This is a genomic window from Pseudomonas sp. SD17-1, from assembly GCF_029201585.1.
Lineage (GTDB): Bacteria > Pseudomonadota > Gammaproteobacteria > Pseudomonadales > Pseudomonadaceae > Aquipseudomonas > Aquipseudomonas palmensis.
The window spans coordinates 2,114,993-2,130,364 of the sequence record NZ_CP104044.1 but is presented as its reverse complement, the minus strand read 5'-3'; the positions used below and the strand labels follow the sequence as shown (position 1 = coordinate 2,130,364).

Annotated in this window: 16 protein-coding genes; 8 read left to right on the top strand and 8 right to left on the bottom strand. The window is 64.2% G+C overall.

Going from position 1 to position 15,372, the window contains the following annotated elements; all coding sequences use genetic code 11:
• The first annotated feature begins 101 nt into the window (after positions 1-101).
• The gene (locus N0B28_RS09555) at positions 102-659 is read left to right on the top strand and encodes a cysteine hydrolase family protein (RefSeq protein ID WP_054915728.1); all 558 of its coding nucleotides are present in this window, start codon (positions 102-104) and stop codon (positions 657-659) included.
• Between the two features lie 7 nt (positions 660-666).
• Here the strand turns inward: N0B28_RS09555 and N0B28_RS09550 are convergent, their stop codons facing one another.
• Entirely contained in the window at positions 667-1,230 is a 564-nt protein-coding gene (locus N0B28_RS09550; RefSeq protein WP_058540604.1) for an XRE family transcriptional regulator, read from the bottom strand.
• Between the two features lie 84 nt (positions 1,231-1,314).
• Between N0B28_RS09550 and N0B28_RS09545 the strand changes: the two genes are divergently transcribed.
• From N0B28_RS09545 to N0B28_RS09515, 7 genes are all read left to right on the top strand, one after another.
• Positions 1,315-2,262 carry a DMT family transporter gene (locus N0B28_RS09545; RefSeq protein WP_078480523.1) on the top strand — a complete coding sequence of 316 codons (948 nt, stop codon included), beginning with the start codon at positions 1,315-1,317 and terminating at the stop codon, positions 2,260-2,262.
• A 149-nt stretch (positions 2,263-2,411) separates the two neighbouring features.
• Positions 2,412-5,330, top strand: coding sequence for a monovalent cation/H+ antiporter subunit A (locus tag N0B28_RS09540; RefSeq protein WP_054915726.1), 2,919 nt, complete (start codon positions 2,412-2,414; stop codon positions 5,328-5,330).
• Positions 5,330-5,674: a Na+/H+ antiporter subunit C gene (locus N0B28_RS09535; protein WP_007986256.1), complete on the top strand. Its 345-nt coding sequence runs from the start codon at positions 5,330-5,332 to the stop codon at positions 5,672-5,674. Before N0B28_RS09540 ends, N0B28_RS09535 begins: the two co-directional genes overlap by 1 nt.
• A complete protein-coding gene (locus N0B28_RS09530; RefSeq protein ID WP_043860101.1) occupies positions 5,671-7,356 on the top strand; it encodes a monovalent cation/H+ antiporter subunit D in 1,686 nt (561 codons plus the stop codon). The genes N0B28_RS09535 and N0B28_RS09530 overlap by 4 nt, the downstream gene beginning before the upstream one ends.
• Positions 7,353-7,841 carry a Na+/H+ antiporter subunit E gene (locus N0B28_RS09525; RefSeq protein WP_043860102.1) on the top strand — a complete coding sequence of 163 codons (489 nt, stop codon included), beginning with the start codon at positions 7,353-7,355 and terminating at the stop codon, positions 7,839-7,841. Before N0B28_RS09530 ends, N0B28_RS09525 begins: the two co-directional genes overlap by 4 nt.
• Positions 7,838-8,116, top strand: a complete 279-nt coding sequence (locus N0B28_RS09520; RefSeq protein WP_043860103.1) for a K+/H+ antiporter subunit F — start codon at positions 7,838-7,840, stop codon at positions 8,114-8,116. The genes N0B28_RS09525 and N0B28_RS09520 overlap by 4 nt, the downstream gene beginning before the upstream one ends.
• Complete coding sequence (locus N0B28_RS09515) at positions 8,113-8,484, top strand: Na+/H+ antiporter subunit G (RefSeq protein ID WP_043860104.1); 372 nt, start codon at positions 8,113-8,115, stop codon at positions 8,482-8,484. The genes N0B28_RS09520 and N0B28_RS09515 overlap by 4 nt, the downstream gene beginning before the upstream one ends.
• A 9-nt stretch (positions 8,485-8,493) precedes the next feature.
• On the opposite strand, the gene N0B28_RS09510 is transcribed toward N0B28_RS09515, so the two are convergent.
• The 7 genes from N0B28_RS09510 to ercA all read right to left on the bottom strand — a co-directional run bounded on the left by N0B28_RS09510 (position 8,494) and on the right by ercA (position 15,284).
• Positions 8,494-8,703 (bottom strand): hypothetical protein, encoded by a 210-nt coding sequence (locus N0B28_RS09510; RefSeq protein ID WP_235384112.1) that lies wholly within the window; start codon positions 8,701-8,703, stop codon positions 8,494-8,496.
• Entirely contained in the window at positions 8,700-9,167 is a 468-nt protein-coding gene (locus tag N0B28_RS09505; RefSeq protein ID WP_043860106.1) for a hypothetical protein, read from the bottom strand. The genes N0B28_RS09510 and N0B28_RS09505 overlap by 4 nt, the downstream gene beginning before the upstream one ends.
• A 535-nt stretch (positions 9,168-9,702) precedes the next feature.
• Positions 9,703-9,912 (bottom strand): hypothetical protein, encoded by a 210-nt coding sequence (locus N0B28_RS09500; protein WP_058540601.1) that lies wholly within the window; start codon positions 9,910-9,912, stop codon positions 9,703-9,705.
• A 117-nt stretch (positions 9,913-10,029) separates the two neighbouring features.
• Entirely contained in the window at positions 10,030-11,637 is a 1,608-nt protein-coding gene (locus tag N0B28_RS09495; RefSeq protein ID WP_043860108.1) for a methyl-accepting chemotaxis protein, read from the bottom strand.
• Positions 11,638-11,799: 162 nt separating this feature from the next.
• Positions 11,800-12,204 carry a TraR/DksA C4-type zinc finger protein gene (locus tag N0B28_RS09490; protein WP_043860109.1) on the bottom strand — a complete coding sequence of 135 codons (405 nt, stop codon included), beginning with the start codon at positions 12,202-12,204 and terminating at the stop codon, positions 11,800-11,802.
• Between the two features lie 250 nt (positions 12,205-12,454).
• Complete coding sequence (locus tag N0B28_RS09485; RefSeq protein ID WP_275731581.1) at positions 12,455-14,137, bottom strand: NahK/ErcS family hybrid sensor histidine kinase/response regulator; 1,683 nt, start codon at positions 14,135-14,137, stop codon at positions 12,455-12,457.
• Complete coding sequence (gene ercA, locus N0B28_RS09480) at positions 14,121-15,284, bottom strand: alcohol dehydrogenase-like regulatory protein ErcA (RefSeq protein ID WP_043860111.1); 1,164 nt, start codon at positions 15,282-15,284, stop codon at positions 14,121-14,123. Before ercA ends, N0B28_RS09485 begins: the two co-directional genes overlap by 17 nt.
• Positions 15,285-15,372: the final 88 nt, after the last annotated feature.

The following is a 15,372-nucleotide window of genomic DNA, read 5'->3' as shown; positions in this document are numbered from 1 at the left end:
CAGTTTTTCCCGCCAATTTGTCGGTCGCGCCAATGCGCAAGCCTGTCGCACAAGCCTATAACTATCAGCACGTCACAACCATTCTCCTGAAGGACTGCACCATGAGCAAACAGGCACTGATCATCGTCGACATCCAGAACGACTACTTCCCCGGCGGCAAATGGACGCTGCACGGCGCCGATGCGGCCGCCGACAACGCCGCACGGATCATCCAGGCCGCCCGCGAAAACGGCGACCTGGTGGTCCATGTACGTCATGAGTTCGAGTCCGCCGATGCACCTTTCTTCACTCCGGGCTCCGAAGGCGCGCAGATTCATCCGAAAGCAGCCGCTCGCGAGGGCGAGCCGGTGGTGCTCAAGCACAACGTCAACAGCTTTCTGGGCACCGACCTCAAGGCCCTGCTCGACCAGCACAAGATTACCGGCCTGACCCTGGTCGGCAGCATGAGCCACATGTGCATCGATGCCGCCGCCCGGGCCGCCTCGGACATGGGCTATGGCACCACGGTGGTGCACGATGCCTGCGCCACCCGCGACCTGGAATTCAACGGCGTGGTCGTACCGGCGGCCCAGGCCCACGCGGCGTACATGGCGTCGCTGGCCTTCGCCTACGCGCAGGTGGTCTCCACCCAGGAGTGGCTTGACGCCAATCGGCGCTGACAGGCCTTCAGATCACCACGTTGCGCACGAAGCGCGTCGCCACGTCGCCATCGTTGCGGTAGGCATGCATGCGGTTGCTGGCGAAGCTGTAGAAATCGCCAGCCGCCAGCACATATTCCTGCGTTTCTATCACCAGGGTAAGGCGCCCCTCGAACACGTAGATCTGTTCGCTCCAGCCGTCGAAATCGGCCTCGGCCGGGTACACCTCGCCCGGCTCCAGGCGCCACTCCCACAACTCCACCTCGCGGCTGGCCCTGGAACTTGCCAGCAACACGGCCTTGCTGCCGGGGTGCACACCGGCCCAGGCCAGTTCGTTGATGCGATCAGGGTCACGGCTGTCAGGTGCCTGGATCAGGTCGCTGAACGCCACCGACAAGGCCTCGGCGATCAGGTCGAGGGTGGTCAGGCTGACATTCTTTTCACCCGCTTCTATTGCCACCAGCATGCGTCGGCTGACACCGGATTTTTCTGCAAGGGCGCTCTGGCTCAGCTCTGCCGCATGGCGCAGGCGCCGGATATTCTGGCTCACGTGCTGAAGCACGGAGGCCCGCTGACTGGAATCTTTGTGCACTATATTGCTCACTCACATGGCATGCGCAGTATACTGCCCACCTTCCGACGCATTGTGCGTCGCTCGCCCCACGTGTGCAAGCCCATGACCTCGCCGACCACTGCCCGATCCCTCTTCCTTTCATTGCGCCTGAGCAAGGCCGAACTGGTGCTGGTGTTCATCACCATGCTCTGGGGCGCCACTTTTCTGCTGGTGCATAACGTGATGACCGTCAGCGGCCCGATGTTCTTCGTCGGCCTGCGCTTTGCAGCGGCGGCGCTGTTTGTCGGAGCGTTCAGTGCGCGTGCGCTGTCCGGCCTGACCTGGTTCGAAGTCAAGGCCGGCGTGCTGATCGGCGCCTCGATCATGCTGGGCTACGGCCTGCAGACCGTGGGCCTGCAAACCATCACCAGTAGCCAGTCGGCATTCATCACCGCCTTGTACGTACCTTTTGTACCGCTGCTGCAGTGGCTGGTGCTGGGCCGGCGCCCGGGGCTGATGCCGAGCCTGGGCATTGGCCTGGCGTTCGCCGGACTAATGCTGGTGGCCGGCCCCAGTGGCAGCTCGCTGCAGTTCAGCCCCGGCGAAATCGCCACGCTGATCGGCGCCGTGGCAATCGCAGCCGAGATCATTCTGATCAGCAACTATGCCGGCAAGGTCGACGTGCGCCGCGTGACCGTGGTGCAACTGGCTACCGCGTCGGCGCTGTCGTTCATGATGGTGGTGCCCACCCGGGAAGCCCTGCCGGACTTTTCCTGGCTGCTGCTGGGTAGTGCCGTCGGCCTGGGCGCCATGAGTGCGGTGATCCAGGTGGCAATGAACTGGGCCCAGCAATCAGTCTCGCCCACCCGGGCTACGCTGATCTACGCTGCAGAGCCGGTATGGGCCGGTATCGTCGGCCGCCTGGCGGGCGAGCGTCTGCCGGGCATCGCACTGCTCGGCGGGCTACTGATCGTGATCGCGGTGGTGGTCAGCGAACTGAAGATCAAACGTCGTGGCGAGCCCCTCGGCGCCAGTGATGACGATCAACAGGTGCAACAAACGGACCGGTAATCTGCAATAGCGGCACAATTCTTGTAAAAAACTGTTATAAAAAAACGCGTTGATGAGGCGCAAAAGTAGGATTCTGCGACAGCTTGCGTGTTGGTGATCGACGGGGCGCCACGTATGATCCCTTACAAACCTCTGCAGATTAGAAATCTATGTCCTTGATAGTTCTACTGCTTCTGCCGTTTGTTGGCAGCTGTCTGGCGGCTGTACTGCCGCACAACGCGCGTAACAGCGAATCACTTCTGGCCGGCCTTGTCGCGCTGGTCGGTACCGTGCAGGTCGCACTCCTGTACCCGCAAATTGCCGATGGCGGCGTCATCCGTGAAGAATTTCTGTGGCTGCCGAGCCTGGGCTTCAATCTCGTGCTGCGCATGGACGGGTTCGCCTGGCTGTTCTCGCTGCTGGTGCTGGGCATCGGCACCCTGGTGTCGCTGTATGCGCGCTACTACATGTCACCCCAGGACCCGGTTCCGCGTTTCTTCGCGTTTTTCCTGGCGTTCATGGGTGCCATGCTGGGCCTGGTGATCTCTGGCAACCTGATCCAGATGGTGTTCTTCTGGGAACTGACCAGCCTGTTCTCGTTCCTGCTGATCGGTTACTGGCACCACCGTGCCGATGCACGGCGCGGCGCCTATATGGCGCTGATGGTCACCGGGGCCGGTGGCTTGTGCCTGCTGGCGGGGGTACTGCTGCTCGGCCATGTGGTGGGCAGCTATGACCTGGACAAGGTCCTGGCCGCCGGTGACCTGATTCGCAGTCATGCCCTCTACCCCATTCTGCTTCCCCTTATCCTGCTCGGCGCCCTGACCAAGAGCGCTCAATTCCCCTTCCACTTCTGGCTTCCCCACGCCATGGCCGCGCCCACGCCGGTCTCGGCCTATCTGCACTCGGCCACCATGGTCAAGGCCGGGGTGTTCCTGCTGGCCCGGCTATGGCCGTCGCTGGCCGGCAGCGAAGAATGGTTCTGGATCGTCAGCGGCGCAGGGGCCTGCACCCTGCTGCTGGGCGCCTATGCGGCCATGTTCCAGAACGACCTCAAGGGCCTGCTGGCCTACTCGACCATCAGCCACCTGGGCCTGATCACCCTGCTGCTGGGCCTGAACAGCCCGCTGGCAGCGGTAGCGGCGGTGTTCCACATTCTCAACCATGCCACCTTCAAGGCCTCGCTGTTCATGGCCGCCGGCATCATCGACCATGAAAGCGGCACCCGCGATATCCGCAAGCTCAGCGGGCTGTTCCGGCTGATCCCGTTCACCGCCACCCTGGCCATGGTCGCCAGTGCCTCGATGGCCGGCGTACCCTTGATGAACGGCTTTCTGTCCAAGGAAATGTTCTTCGCCGAAACCGTGTTCATCAGTTCCACGGCCTGGGTCGAAACCACCTTGCCGATCATCGCGACCCTGGCGGGCACCTTCAGCGTCGCCTATGCGCTGCGCTTCACCGTCGACGTGTTTTTCGGCCCGCCGGCCACCGACCTGCCCCATACCCCCCACGAGCCGCCGCGCTGGATGCGCGCGCCGGTCGAATTGCTGGTGCTGACCTGCCTGGTGGTGGGTATCTTCCCTGCCCAGTCGGTGGGCCCGCTGCTGGCCGCTGCCGCACTGCCGGTGGTGGGTGGCACGCTGCCCGAGTACAGCCTGGCCATCTGGCACGGCTGGAATGCACCACTGATCATGAGCCTGATCGCCATGTGCGGCGGCGTGGTGCTCTACCTGGTGCTGCGCAATCAGCTCAAGCGCGGGCGCTTCCTCTACCCGCCGCTGATCGAGCTGTTCAATGGCAAGCGCCTCTTCGAACACGGCCAGGTGCTGCTGATGCGTGTGGCGCGCCGCTTCGAGCGCCTGTTCACCACCCGCCGCCTGCAGAAGCAGCTGTTCATGCTGGTGCTCATCGCCCTGCTCGCCGGCGTGCTGCCCATGCTGCAAACCGGGTTGAGCTGGGGCGACCGGCCCAAGATCCCGGGCTCAGGTGTATTCGTGATGCTCTGGCTGATCGCGATCATCTGTGCCATCGGCGCTGCGTGGCAGGCCAAGTACCACCGGCTGGCGGCCCTGACCATGGTCAGCGTCTGCGGCCTGATGACCTGCATCACCTTCGTCTGGTTCTCGGCGCCGGACCTGGCACTCACCCAACTGGTGGTCGAAGTGGTCACCACGGTGCTGATCCTGCTGGGCCTGCGCTGGCTGCCACGGCGTATCGAAGACATCTCGCCCCTGCCCGGCAGCAAGGAGCGCGCTGTGGCACGCCGCCTGCGCGACCTGCTGCTGGCGGTGCTGGTCGGCGGTGGCATGGCCTTGCTGTCGTACGCAATGCTGACCCGCCCGACACCCAACGTGATTTCTTCCTTCTACCTGAGCCGGGCGCTGCCCGAGGGTGGCGGCACCAACGTGGTCAACGTGATGCTGGTTGACTTCCGCGGCTTCGATACCCTGGGTGAAATCACCGTACTGGTGGCCGTGGCACTGAGCGTGTTTGCCCTGCTGCGCCGCTTCCGCCCGCCCAAGGAGAGCATCCAGCTACCTGCCCAGCAGCGCCTGCTGGCGCCGGACGTGGTCACCGACCTGGTCAACCCGCGTCAGGCCGCCGATACCGCGCTGGGCTTCATGATGGTGCCCGCCGCGCTGGTGCGACTGCTGCTGCCGATCGCGCTGGTGATCTCGATGTACCTGTTCATGCGCGGCCACAACCAGCCCGGTGGCGGCTTCGTCGCCGGCCTGGTGATGTCGGTGGCGTTCATCCTTCAGTACATGGTCGCCGGCACCCAGTGGGTGGAAGCCCAGATGAGCCTGCGTCCGCTGCGCTGGATGGGCACCGGCCTGCTGCTGGCAACCCTCACCGGGGCCGGGGCGATGCTGCTCGGCTACCCGTTCCTGACCACGCATACCGCGCACCTTGACCTGCCGATACTGGGCGACATCCATGTCGCCAGCGCCCTGTTCTTCGACACGGGCATCTTTACCGTGGTGGTCGGGTCCACGCTGCTGATCCTCACCGCACTGGCCCACCAGTCGGTGCGCAGCCACCGGCCGAGCAGCCAGCCCAAACCCACCGTCAACCCGGGAGCCGCCTGATGGAAGAAGTGATTGCAATTGCCATCGGTGTGCTCGCCGCGTCAGGCGTGTGGCTGATCCTGCGCCCACGAACCTTCCAGGTGGTGATGGGCCTGTGTCTGCTGTCGTACGGCGTCAACCTGTTCATCTTCAGCATGGGCAGCCTGTTCATCGGCAAGGAGCCGATCATCAAGGACGGCGTACCCCAGGACCTGCTCCATTACACCGACCCGTTGCCCCAGGCACTGGTACTGACGGCCATCGTCATCAGCTTCGCCATGACCGCCTTGTTCCTGGTGGTGCTGCTGGCTTCGCGCGGGCTGACCGGCACCGACCACGTGGATGGCCGGGAGCCTAAAGAATGAGTGTGATGAACCAACTGATCGTCGCGCCCATTCTGCTGCCGCTGCTGACCGCCGCACTGATGCTGCTGCTGGGCGAAAAGCGCCGGCCGCTCAAGGCCCGCATCAACCTGATCTCCAGCCTGGCCGGGCTGGGTATTTCGATCTGCCTGCTGCTGTGGGTGCAGGAGCAGGGCCAGGCCAGCTCGATTGGCGTGTACCTGCCGGGCAACTGGCAGGCACCTTTCGGCATCGTGCTGGTACTCGACCGCCTTTCGGCACTGATGCTGGTACTCACCGGCATCGTCGGGGTCAGCGCGCTGGTGTTCGCCACCGCGCGCTGGGACCGCGCAGGCGCCAGCTTCCACGCCCTGTTCCAGATCCAGCTGATGGGCCTGTACGGCGCCTTCCTGACGGCCGACCTGTTCAACCTGTTCGTGTTCTTCGAAGTGCTGCTGGCCGCCTCCTACGGCCTGATCCTGCATGGCTCGGGTCGTGCGCGGGTCAAGGCCGGCCTGCACTACATTGCCATCAACCTGCTCGCTTCCTCGCTGTTCCTGGTGGGGGCGGCGATGCTCTACGGGGTCACCGGTACCCTGAACATGGCTGACCTGGCCCTGAAGATTCCACTGGTGCCCGAGGCCGACCGCGGCCTGCTGCATGCCGGCGCGGCGATTCTGGCCACGGCCTTTCTGGCCAAGGCGGGTATCTGGCCGCTCAACTTCTGGCTGGTCCCGGCCTACTCGTCGGCCAGCGCCCCGGTTGCCGCACTGTTCGCGATCATGACCAAGGTGGGCACCTATACCGTGCTGCGCCTGTGGACCTTGCTGTTCTCCGGTCAGGCCGGCGCTTCGGCGTTCTTCGGCGGCGAGTGGCTGGTCATCGGTGGCCTGGCCACCCTGGGCTGCGCGGCGCTGTCGATCCTGGCGGCGCAACGCCTGGAGCGCATGGCCAGCCTGAGCATCCTGGTCTCGGCCGGCACCTTGCTGGCCGCCATCGGCTTCGGCCAGGCGGCGCTGACCGCCGCCGCACTGTTCTACCTGGTGAGCTCCACCCTGGCCTTGTGCGCGCTGTTCCTGCTGGCCGAGCTGATCGAGCGCTCGCGCTCGGCCAACGAGATCCCGCTGGAAGACGACACCGATGCGCTGCCCTCGCCCCTGGAATCGCTGCAGCCGCCCAAGGGCATCAACCTGGACGATGAACAGAAGGCGGTGATCGGCCAGGTGATTCCCTGGACCATGGCATTCCTGGGCTTGAGTTTCATCGCCTGCGCGCTGCTGATCATCGGCATGCCGCCGCTGTCCGGTTTCATCGGCAAGCTGAGCCTGATCAGCGCCCTGTTCAACCCTAACGGCCTGGGCGTGCCGGTCGACCAGCCGCTGTCCGCAGCCGGCTGGGGCCTGGTGGCCTTGCTGGTGCTCTCGGGCCTGGCATCGCTGATCGCCTTGACCCGTGTCGGCATCCAGCGCTTCTGGACCCCGCAGGAGCGCCCCTCGCCGTTGCTACGGCGCAATGAGTGCATTCCCATCGTGCTGCTGCTGGGGCTGTGCGTACTGCTGAGCGTGCGCGCCGAACCACTGCTGCGCTACACCCAGGACACGGCAGCCGGGCTCAAGGACCCTGCCAGCTACGTCAATGCGGTACTCGGCACGCGACCGGTGCCCGGCCCCACCAGCGAGGCGATTGCCGGGCAGGTGCAGCCATGAAGCGCCTGTTTCCCGCGCCACTGCTGTCGCTTTCGCTCTGGGGGTTGTGGTTGCTGCTCAACCTCTCGCTGAGTGCCGGCAACCTGCTGCTTGGCGCACTGCTGGCAATCCTGGCACCCATCCTGATGGCGCCGCTGCGTCCGCTACCGGTGCGCATACGCAAGCCGGGCACCATCGTGCGGCTGATTCTGCGAGTGGGGGGCGATGTGGTGATGTCCAACCTGCAGGTTGCCCGTAGCGTATGGCAGGCCGGTGGCCGGCCGCCACGCTCGCGCTTCATCCGTATTCCGCTGGACCTGCGCGATGCCCATGGCCTGGCGGCGCTGTCGATGATCACCACGGTCATTCCCGGCACCATCTGGTCGGAGCTGGCGCTGGACCGCAGCATCCTGCTGCTGCATGTCTTCGATCTGGACGATGAAACGCAGTTCATCGACCACTTCAAGCACACCTACGAACGTCCGCTGATGGAGATTTTCGAATGACTGGCCTGCTCGCCAACGCCATTCTCGCCAGCCTGTTCATCTTTGCCCTGGCCATGGCCCTGACCCTGGTGCGCCTGTTCAAGGGCCCTTCGGCACAGGACCGGGTACTGGCGCTGGACTACCTGTACATTCTGGCCATGCTGATGATGCTGGTGCTGGGTATCCGCTACGCCAGCGACACCTACTTCGAAGGTGCGCTGCTGATAGCCCTGTTCGGCTTTGTCGGCTCGTTTGCCCTGGCCAAATTCCTGCTGCGTGGCGAGGTGATCGAATGAACTCGACCGTCGAATTGCCGTTCTGGCTTGAAGTGGTCACGGCTGTGCTGCTGGTCGTCAGCAGCCTGTTCGCCCTGAGCGGCGCGGTAGGCCTGCTGCGCCTGAAGACCTTCTTCCAGCGCATGCACCCGCCCGCCCTGGCGTCGACCTTCGGCACCTGGTGCGTGGCCATGGCTTCGATCCTGTACTTTTCCGGCCTCAAGCACTCGCCCGTACTGCACGCCTGGCTGATCCCGATCCTGCTGTCGATCACCGTGCCGGTGACCACCCTGCTGCTGGCGCGGGCCGGGTTGTTTCGCAAGCGCATGGCCGGGGATGACGTGCCCGAAGAGGTCAGCAGTGGCCGCGGGCGCGATACCGGGCACTGACTCCTGGCCCTATCGAGCTGCCAACACCTGCAGCTCGCGGCGCACCATTGCCGCATATTCCGGCGGGCTCAGCTGATACAGCTGCCCTGCCACCCAGTTCAACCAGGCGCCCTGCAGCACCGCGCGTTGTGCCAGCCACTCCAGGGCCTGGGCCTGGGCGCGGGCCTGATGCTCGGCGTGGAAGCGCGCACGCCCCGACGCCGCAGCGGTACTGCTCACTCGCTGGCCTTGAAGGTCAGTTCGCCCTTGCGCCATTTGGCGGCCTTGGCCGTGGCAGCCTTAAGGGTCTTGGTCAGGCCTTCCTTGATCTGCTCGTGGGCAGCAAACACCATCACCACGGTCTGCCCTTCGCGGAACACGATGCCATGCCCTTCGGGCACGGTCACGAACGCATAATCGCCCAGTTCGTAGACGGTCAGCTTGATGTCGCGAAAGCGGATCTCCAACTTGCCACCTTCGCGGCTGGGCAATACCGCCGCCCGAAAGTGATCGCCCACTTTCAGTTCGAGCCGCTGTTTGTCATCGACCACCAGGGCCTCTTCGGTATCGATCTCGGCAAGGTAGATACCTTCGGCACTTTGTTCGGTCACGTAGACGAAGCGCGATTGAAACTGTTTGACCAACTTGGCCCGCAGGTCGCCCAACACGAAGAGGGCGTGCATATCCAGATTACTGACTGCCAATGATTAATTCCTCAAAACCAGCATCACCCCGCCACCTCGCAGGCGGCACTGCGCCGCGAAGGTCCCGGTTTTCAATTTGAAGTCTGAAAGACTAGTGGATCAGTGCCAGGGTTGTTCGTACGCACAGACACCAGGCTGCGAAGGAAAACACGTCGTGCCCTGCCAGTTGATAACCGGCGGCTACAAACAGCCATTTCCCAAAGTGCAACCGATTTCTCTGACAGCGTGCTCGCTGAAAAAATGCGATAGCTGAAAGAAAGATCCCAGAACGAAGGACCTCTGGACGAACATGTTCACTGCACAGGGAAGCGAATATGCACGAAAACACCGAAACACGTCGAGTGGGCAATACACTAGAAGTATCAAAAAATATCGGGAGCGCATCCGGCAAAACCCGGCCGCGCTACATTGTAGTGCCGGCTGGCGTCGGTTTTTTCCATATCACGGAGTCTGCCACGGGCCGGGTGAAAGGCTTTCGCCGACATCACGGGGAGGCCTGCGCCCTGGCAAGGACCCTCGAGGCCAGGCCCCGCGCCTACCCGGCCTGACAGGCGTCCAGCCCCTGCACATCGAACTGTGCCAGCCAGGCGGCGCGACAGGCGTGTGCCTCGTCACGGCTGGCGAACGCGGTGCCTCTGCGCTCACCGTTGACCAGCACCACCCAGCACACGCGCATGCCCACCGAACGCAGCGAAATGGGAACGCCACTGCCGATCATCACCGCCACATCGACCTTGCACTGCATGATTCCCTCCGGAATTTAATTAGCAGCCTAACGATGAGGCGATGATAAACCCCTGCCCCTTGCGGGAAAAAGCTATCCCCGGCATAGCTGTTTTGCATCAAGTGCAACAAATCCGGCTCAGGAAATCACGCTGTGCTGGGGTCGATAGCCCAGGCGCAAGCCACCCCAGTGGCGCCCCTGTACCTGGATCGGCACCGACAGGTCATGCATCAACTCGCCCGTGTCACGGGTATAGGTCTGCAGCAGCACCGGTTGCTGATGGCTGCCGCAACGGATACCGGTGCGGTCGTCGAACTTGCGCTTGCTGCGGTTGTGCGCGGTATCGGTCGCCTCGTCGCCGGTCAGTGGCTGGCTGAAGGCGTTGTTGTGGGTCGGCACATAGCCCTGCTGGGTACAGGCAATGGCGAACACCAGGCCTTCATGCTGGGCCAGCAGCGGCTCCTGGATCGCGGGCAGTACCTGGTCGGTGTAGTCGTCAAAACGCGTGCGGTAACGGGCCGGGCGGGTACCGGGCAGCAACTGATACTGGCGATCGAACAGAGCATCGACGCTGATGCGCCCCTGGGCGATGTCGGCCTCGAAGCGTTCGGCAATTTTCTGGGCCCCCTGGCGGGCAAGGTCGTATACGCGCTGGTGGTAGTCATCCAGCCCCACCTCGGCCAGACGCTCGCTGATACGCTCGGCCTGACCTTCCATCTGCACGGCTGCCTGGGCCAGGCGCTGGGTCTGCTGGTCGCTCACCACCAGGTCGCTGCGCATCTGCGCCACGGCCTGGAACAGGCTGTCGAGCTGAGTACGGTTGGTCTCGGTACCGGCAGCGATCGCATCGATCTGCTGCTCGACGCCAGCGGCGAGCCCGGCGATGGCGTCCAGTTGCTCGCCGGTGTGCTCGACCTGGTCCACCCCCTGGTGCAGGTCATCGGACAACTCACGGATCTGCTCCACCACCTGGGCGGTACGCTGCTGGATATCGGCCACCATCAGGCCGACCTCCTCGGTGGCACTGGCGGTACGTCCGGCCAGGCCACGCACCTCATCGGCCACCACGGCAAAGCCACGACCATGTTCGCCGGCGCGCGCGGCCTCGATGGCCGCGTTCAATGCAAGCAGGTTGGTCTGGCTGGCGATGGTCTGGATCACCAGGGTAACCCGGGCGATGTCTTCGCTGCGCTGGTGCAGCGCCTCGATCAGTTCGCGGCTGTCGTTGGCACGGGCGCTGAGCTGGTGCATGCGCTGGATCGACTCGGCCAGCACCGTTCTGCCGGCAGCACTGCTGTGGTGGGCCTCGCGGGCCGCACCCAGGGCCTGCTGGCTGAGCTGCGAAGTGGCTTTCTCGGTACCGATCATGACTTCGGCACTGCTGACGATCTGCGCCGCCGACACCAGTTGCGATTGCAGCTTGTCGGCCAGTTGCTGCACCGCATGGGCAACGCCAGCGGCAGACAGCGCGTTGTGGCTGGTGGCCTGGGCCAGGTCACGGGTCAGGTCGCCCAGCGGGTCCTGCTCGCTCACCACCTCGGCCGGCCGCTTGCGCATCAACGGCAGCCACAGGGCCAGCAAGGCCAATGGCAGACACAGGTAGAAGGACACATCGGCAAACGCCATGGCACTGAGCAACACCACCAGCACCAGGCTTTGCAGCGCCGTGCCCGACCAGCGCCGGGCGCCAGTGGACGTACCTTGCAGCGGCACCAGCGTGCCAGGCAGAGATCCTTCTCGCATCATAACAATGGTTCCCGCAGTGTCGTTATTGTGCCCCCATTAAACGCCACTACAAGGCCATTATCCATGCTTCGTTGGATGTAAGACCCTCCTGCTTGATGCAAGGCAAAGAAACGCAAAAGCCCCGGGCTGTGAACCCGGGGCTTGCTGGTACGACAGCGGGCGTCAGGCCTGACGCTGGTGCTTGTCGAGCTGCTCGTGGCGCTCTTGCGCCTCGATGCAGTACTTGGTGGTGGGGCTGATCAGCAGGCGCTTGAGGCCGATCGGCTCGCCGCTGTCTTCACACCAGCCGAAGCTGTCGTCCTTGATGCGGCCCAGGGCAATTTCCAGCTGGGGCAGCAGGCGCTGGTCGCGGTCGATGGTGTTGACCAGCCAGTGACGCTCTTCTTCGACCGAGGCGGCGTCGGCAGGATCAGCAGGGGTGTCCAGGCTTTCGATGGCTACACGACTTTTCTCGATGCGCTCATGGATCTCCACTTTCATCGACTGCAACAGCTCGGTGAAAAAGGCATGCTGCTCAGCGTTCATGTAGTCATCGGCCGGCATGGCCAGCAACTTTTCCTTTGTCATTGATTTCTCTATAAAAAATACGTGCATTTAGGCGATCGGGTGCTACCGGCGAACAGCTCGCCGGCGGCGCAATTCTTCAAGCACCATCCGGCACTCAATTTACAGGGGGCGGCAGTCTAAGGCCGAGTTTCGCAAGGGGCAATACAAATGAAGGTGGTTTTGTCCGAAATGCCCCTCGAACGAGCGTCAACGCTCCCCTGAGGGCGGCCTTTATAGCAAAAAAACTCGTCCGCGGGGGTAGTCTCGCTGTTTATCGCACGCCCGCCTCGCCCAGCAGCTGGCTCAGCACCGCACGCAGCTTGCCCGGCTTGACCGGCTTGTTGAGCAATGGCGCGCCCAGGCGCTGCATCGCACGGCGGCTCTGGTCGCTGCGATCGGCGGTAATCATCACGGCGGGTATGGTCACCGCGAAATGCTCACGCAGGTCGCGCACCACTTCGCAGCCGGTCACCCCGTGGTCCAGGTGAAAGTCCGCCAGCACCAGTTCCGGCGCGCGCCCCTGCAACACCTGAAATGCCGTCTCGCGGTCGGTCGCGGTCAGCACCTCGCACCCCCACTGGGCCAGCAGGGCGGCCATGCTCTGCAGGATGCTCAGTTCGTTGTCCAGCACCAGCAGGCGGCGCCCCGGCAGCGGGTTGCCGACGCTCGGCAGCGGTGCTGGCGCCAGCACCGGCGGGCAACGACGTTCGGTGGAGAGCGGCACATCGATGCTGAACACCGAACCGCGCCCCGGCCAAGAGCGTACCCGTACCGGGTAATCGAGGATCCGCGCAATGCGCTCGACGATCGCCAGGCCCAGGCCCACCCCCTTGCGATCGGCGGCGCGGCCCACATCGAGCTGGTTGAATTCGAGAAAGATCGATTGCAGGCGCTGCGCAGCAATGCCGCGCCCGGTATCCCAGACCTCCAGGCGCAGGCAGTCGCCACGCCGCCGCGCCCCCAGCAGGATGCGCCCCTGTTCGGTGTAGCGGCAGGCGTTGCTGAGGAAGTTGCGCAGGATCCGCGTCAGCAGCCGCACATCGGTGCGGATCACCTGGCGCCCGCTGCGCAAACGCAGGCCCAGGCCCTCGGCAGCCGCCACCGGCTGGAACTCCGAGGCCAGCGGCGCCAGCACATCGTCCAGCAGGTACAGGTCAAGGTCAGGCTTGATTGCCGCCTGGTCGAGCCGGGAAATATCCAGCAGATCGCTCAACAGGTCTTCGGCGCCTTCCAGCGCCTGGTGCGCGCGCTCCACCAGCAATTGCTCGGCCTGCGGCAACTGGCGCTCGCGCAGGGTCGAAATCAACAGGCGTGCAGCGTTGAGCGGTTGCAGCAGGTCGTGGCTGGCGGCGGCCAGGTACTTGTCCTTGCTGCGGTTGGCCGCCTGGGCCGCATCGCGTGCCTCCATCAGCTGGCGGGTACGCTCGGCCACGCGCTGCTCCAGCTCGTCGTTGAGTTGCTGCAGACGCTCCTGCGCCAGCTTGCGCTCGGTGATGTCGGCGACGAACCCCTCGACCACGCCCTCCTCGTCCGGGCGCAGCAACAGGTTCATCAGCACATCGATGCTGCTGCCGTCCTTGCGTCGCAGCTGGGTTTCGTAACCCAGCAGGGCCTGCTCGCGCTGCAGCACCTGGGCAATGTCCTGCAACTCGGCCTGGCCGCCCACGAACAGGTGGCTGGCCAGGTCACGCCGGGAAAACAGCACCGCCTGGGGGTCGGCATACCCCAGCATGCGCGCCAGCGCCGGGTTGGCGGCGCGCAGGCCATCGTCGAGGCTGGCCTGGAAGATGCCGTGCACCGCATGCTCGAACAGCCACGAATAGCGCTTGCGCTCGGTTTCCAGCTCGTCCAGGCGCGCCGCCAGTTCCGGGTAGTGGCTTTTGCGAACAGTGTGGTTGCTCAGCCCCAGCAGCCCGGCCAGCGCATTCGCGCCAGGTTCAGAGGGCCTCGCCATACACCACCTCGACATCACGCTGGCTCGAAGTCCGCGGGTTGGTGAGGATGCACGGGTCGTCCATCGCATGCTGCGACAGGAACGGAATGTCGCTGCTGCCCACCCCATGCAAGGCCAGGGTTTCGTGAAAGCCCACGGCGTGCTTGAGCGCGATCAGGTGCTCGACCAGGCGCTGGCGGACCTGATTGTGGTTCAGCCCGCGGCAATCGATACCCAGGGTCTGCGCGATCAACTTGAAGCGATCGGGGGCGGCGCTGTAGTTGAAGGCCACCACATGCTCGACCAGCACCGCATTGCACAGACCGTGGGGCAGGTCGAGAAACCCGCCCAGGCTGTGGGACATGGCGTGCACCGCCCCGAGGATGGCATTGGAGAAGGCCAGCCCGGCCTGCATGCTGCCGAGCATGATCTTCTCGCGCAGGGCGATGTCCTGCGGGTTGGCGATCATCTGCACCAGGTTGCCGTTGATCAGGCGCATTGCCTCCAGGGCATGGGGGTCGGTCAGCGGCCCATGGCCGGTGGACACGAACGCCTCGATGGCATGCACCAGCGCGTCGATGCCGGTACAGGCCGACAGGAACGGGTCCATGCTCAGGGTGGTTTCAGGGTCGATCAGCGACACATCGGGTACCACCGCCTTGCTGACGATGGAGAACTTCATGCGTTCCTGCTGGTTGGAGATGATCACGAACTGCGACACGTCGGCCGAGGTGCCGGCGGTGGTCGGGATCAGGATCAGCGGCGGGCTCGGCACTCGGATGGTGTCGACCCCTTCGAACTCCAGGATGTGCCGGCCGTGGGCCGCCACGATGCCGATGCCCTTGGCGCAGTCCATCGGGCTGCCGCCGCCAACGGCCACGATCACGTCGCACTGTTCGCTGCGATAGCGCTCGGCGCCGGCCATGACCTCTTCGACCCGCGGGTTGGGCGACACGTCGCTGTACAGGCAGTAATCGATGCCCTGCGCCTGCAGGCTGGCCTCGATGTCGCCGACCCAGCCGGCGGCGATCACGCCAGGGTCACTGACCAGCAGTACCTTGCGCGCGCCGAAGGTCCTGGCGTAATTGGCCACATGGTGCCGACAGCCGGCACCGAAGATGATTTCCGGAGAGACGAATTTACGCAACTGGCTCAGGTTCGGGCTCATGCGACGCCTTCTTGTTCTTTTAAGGTAGCGCCAGCCTAAAGCATCAGGAGGGTTTTGCAATCAGACGATAGGGGGGATGCACAAGGCA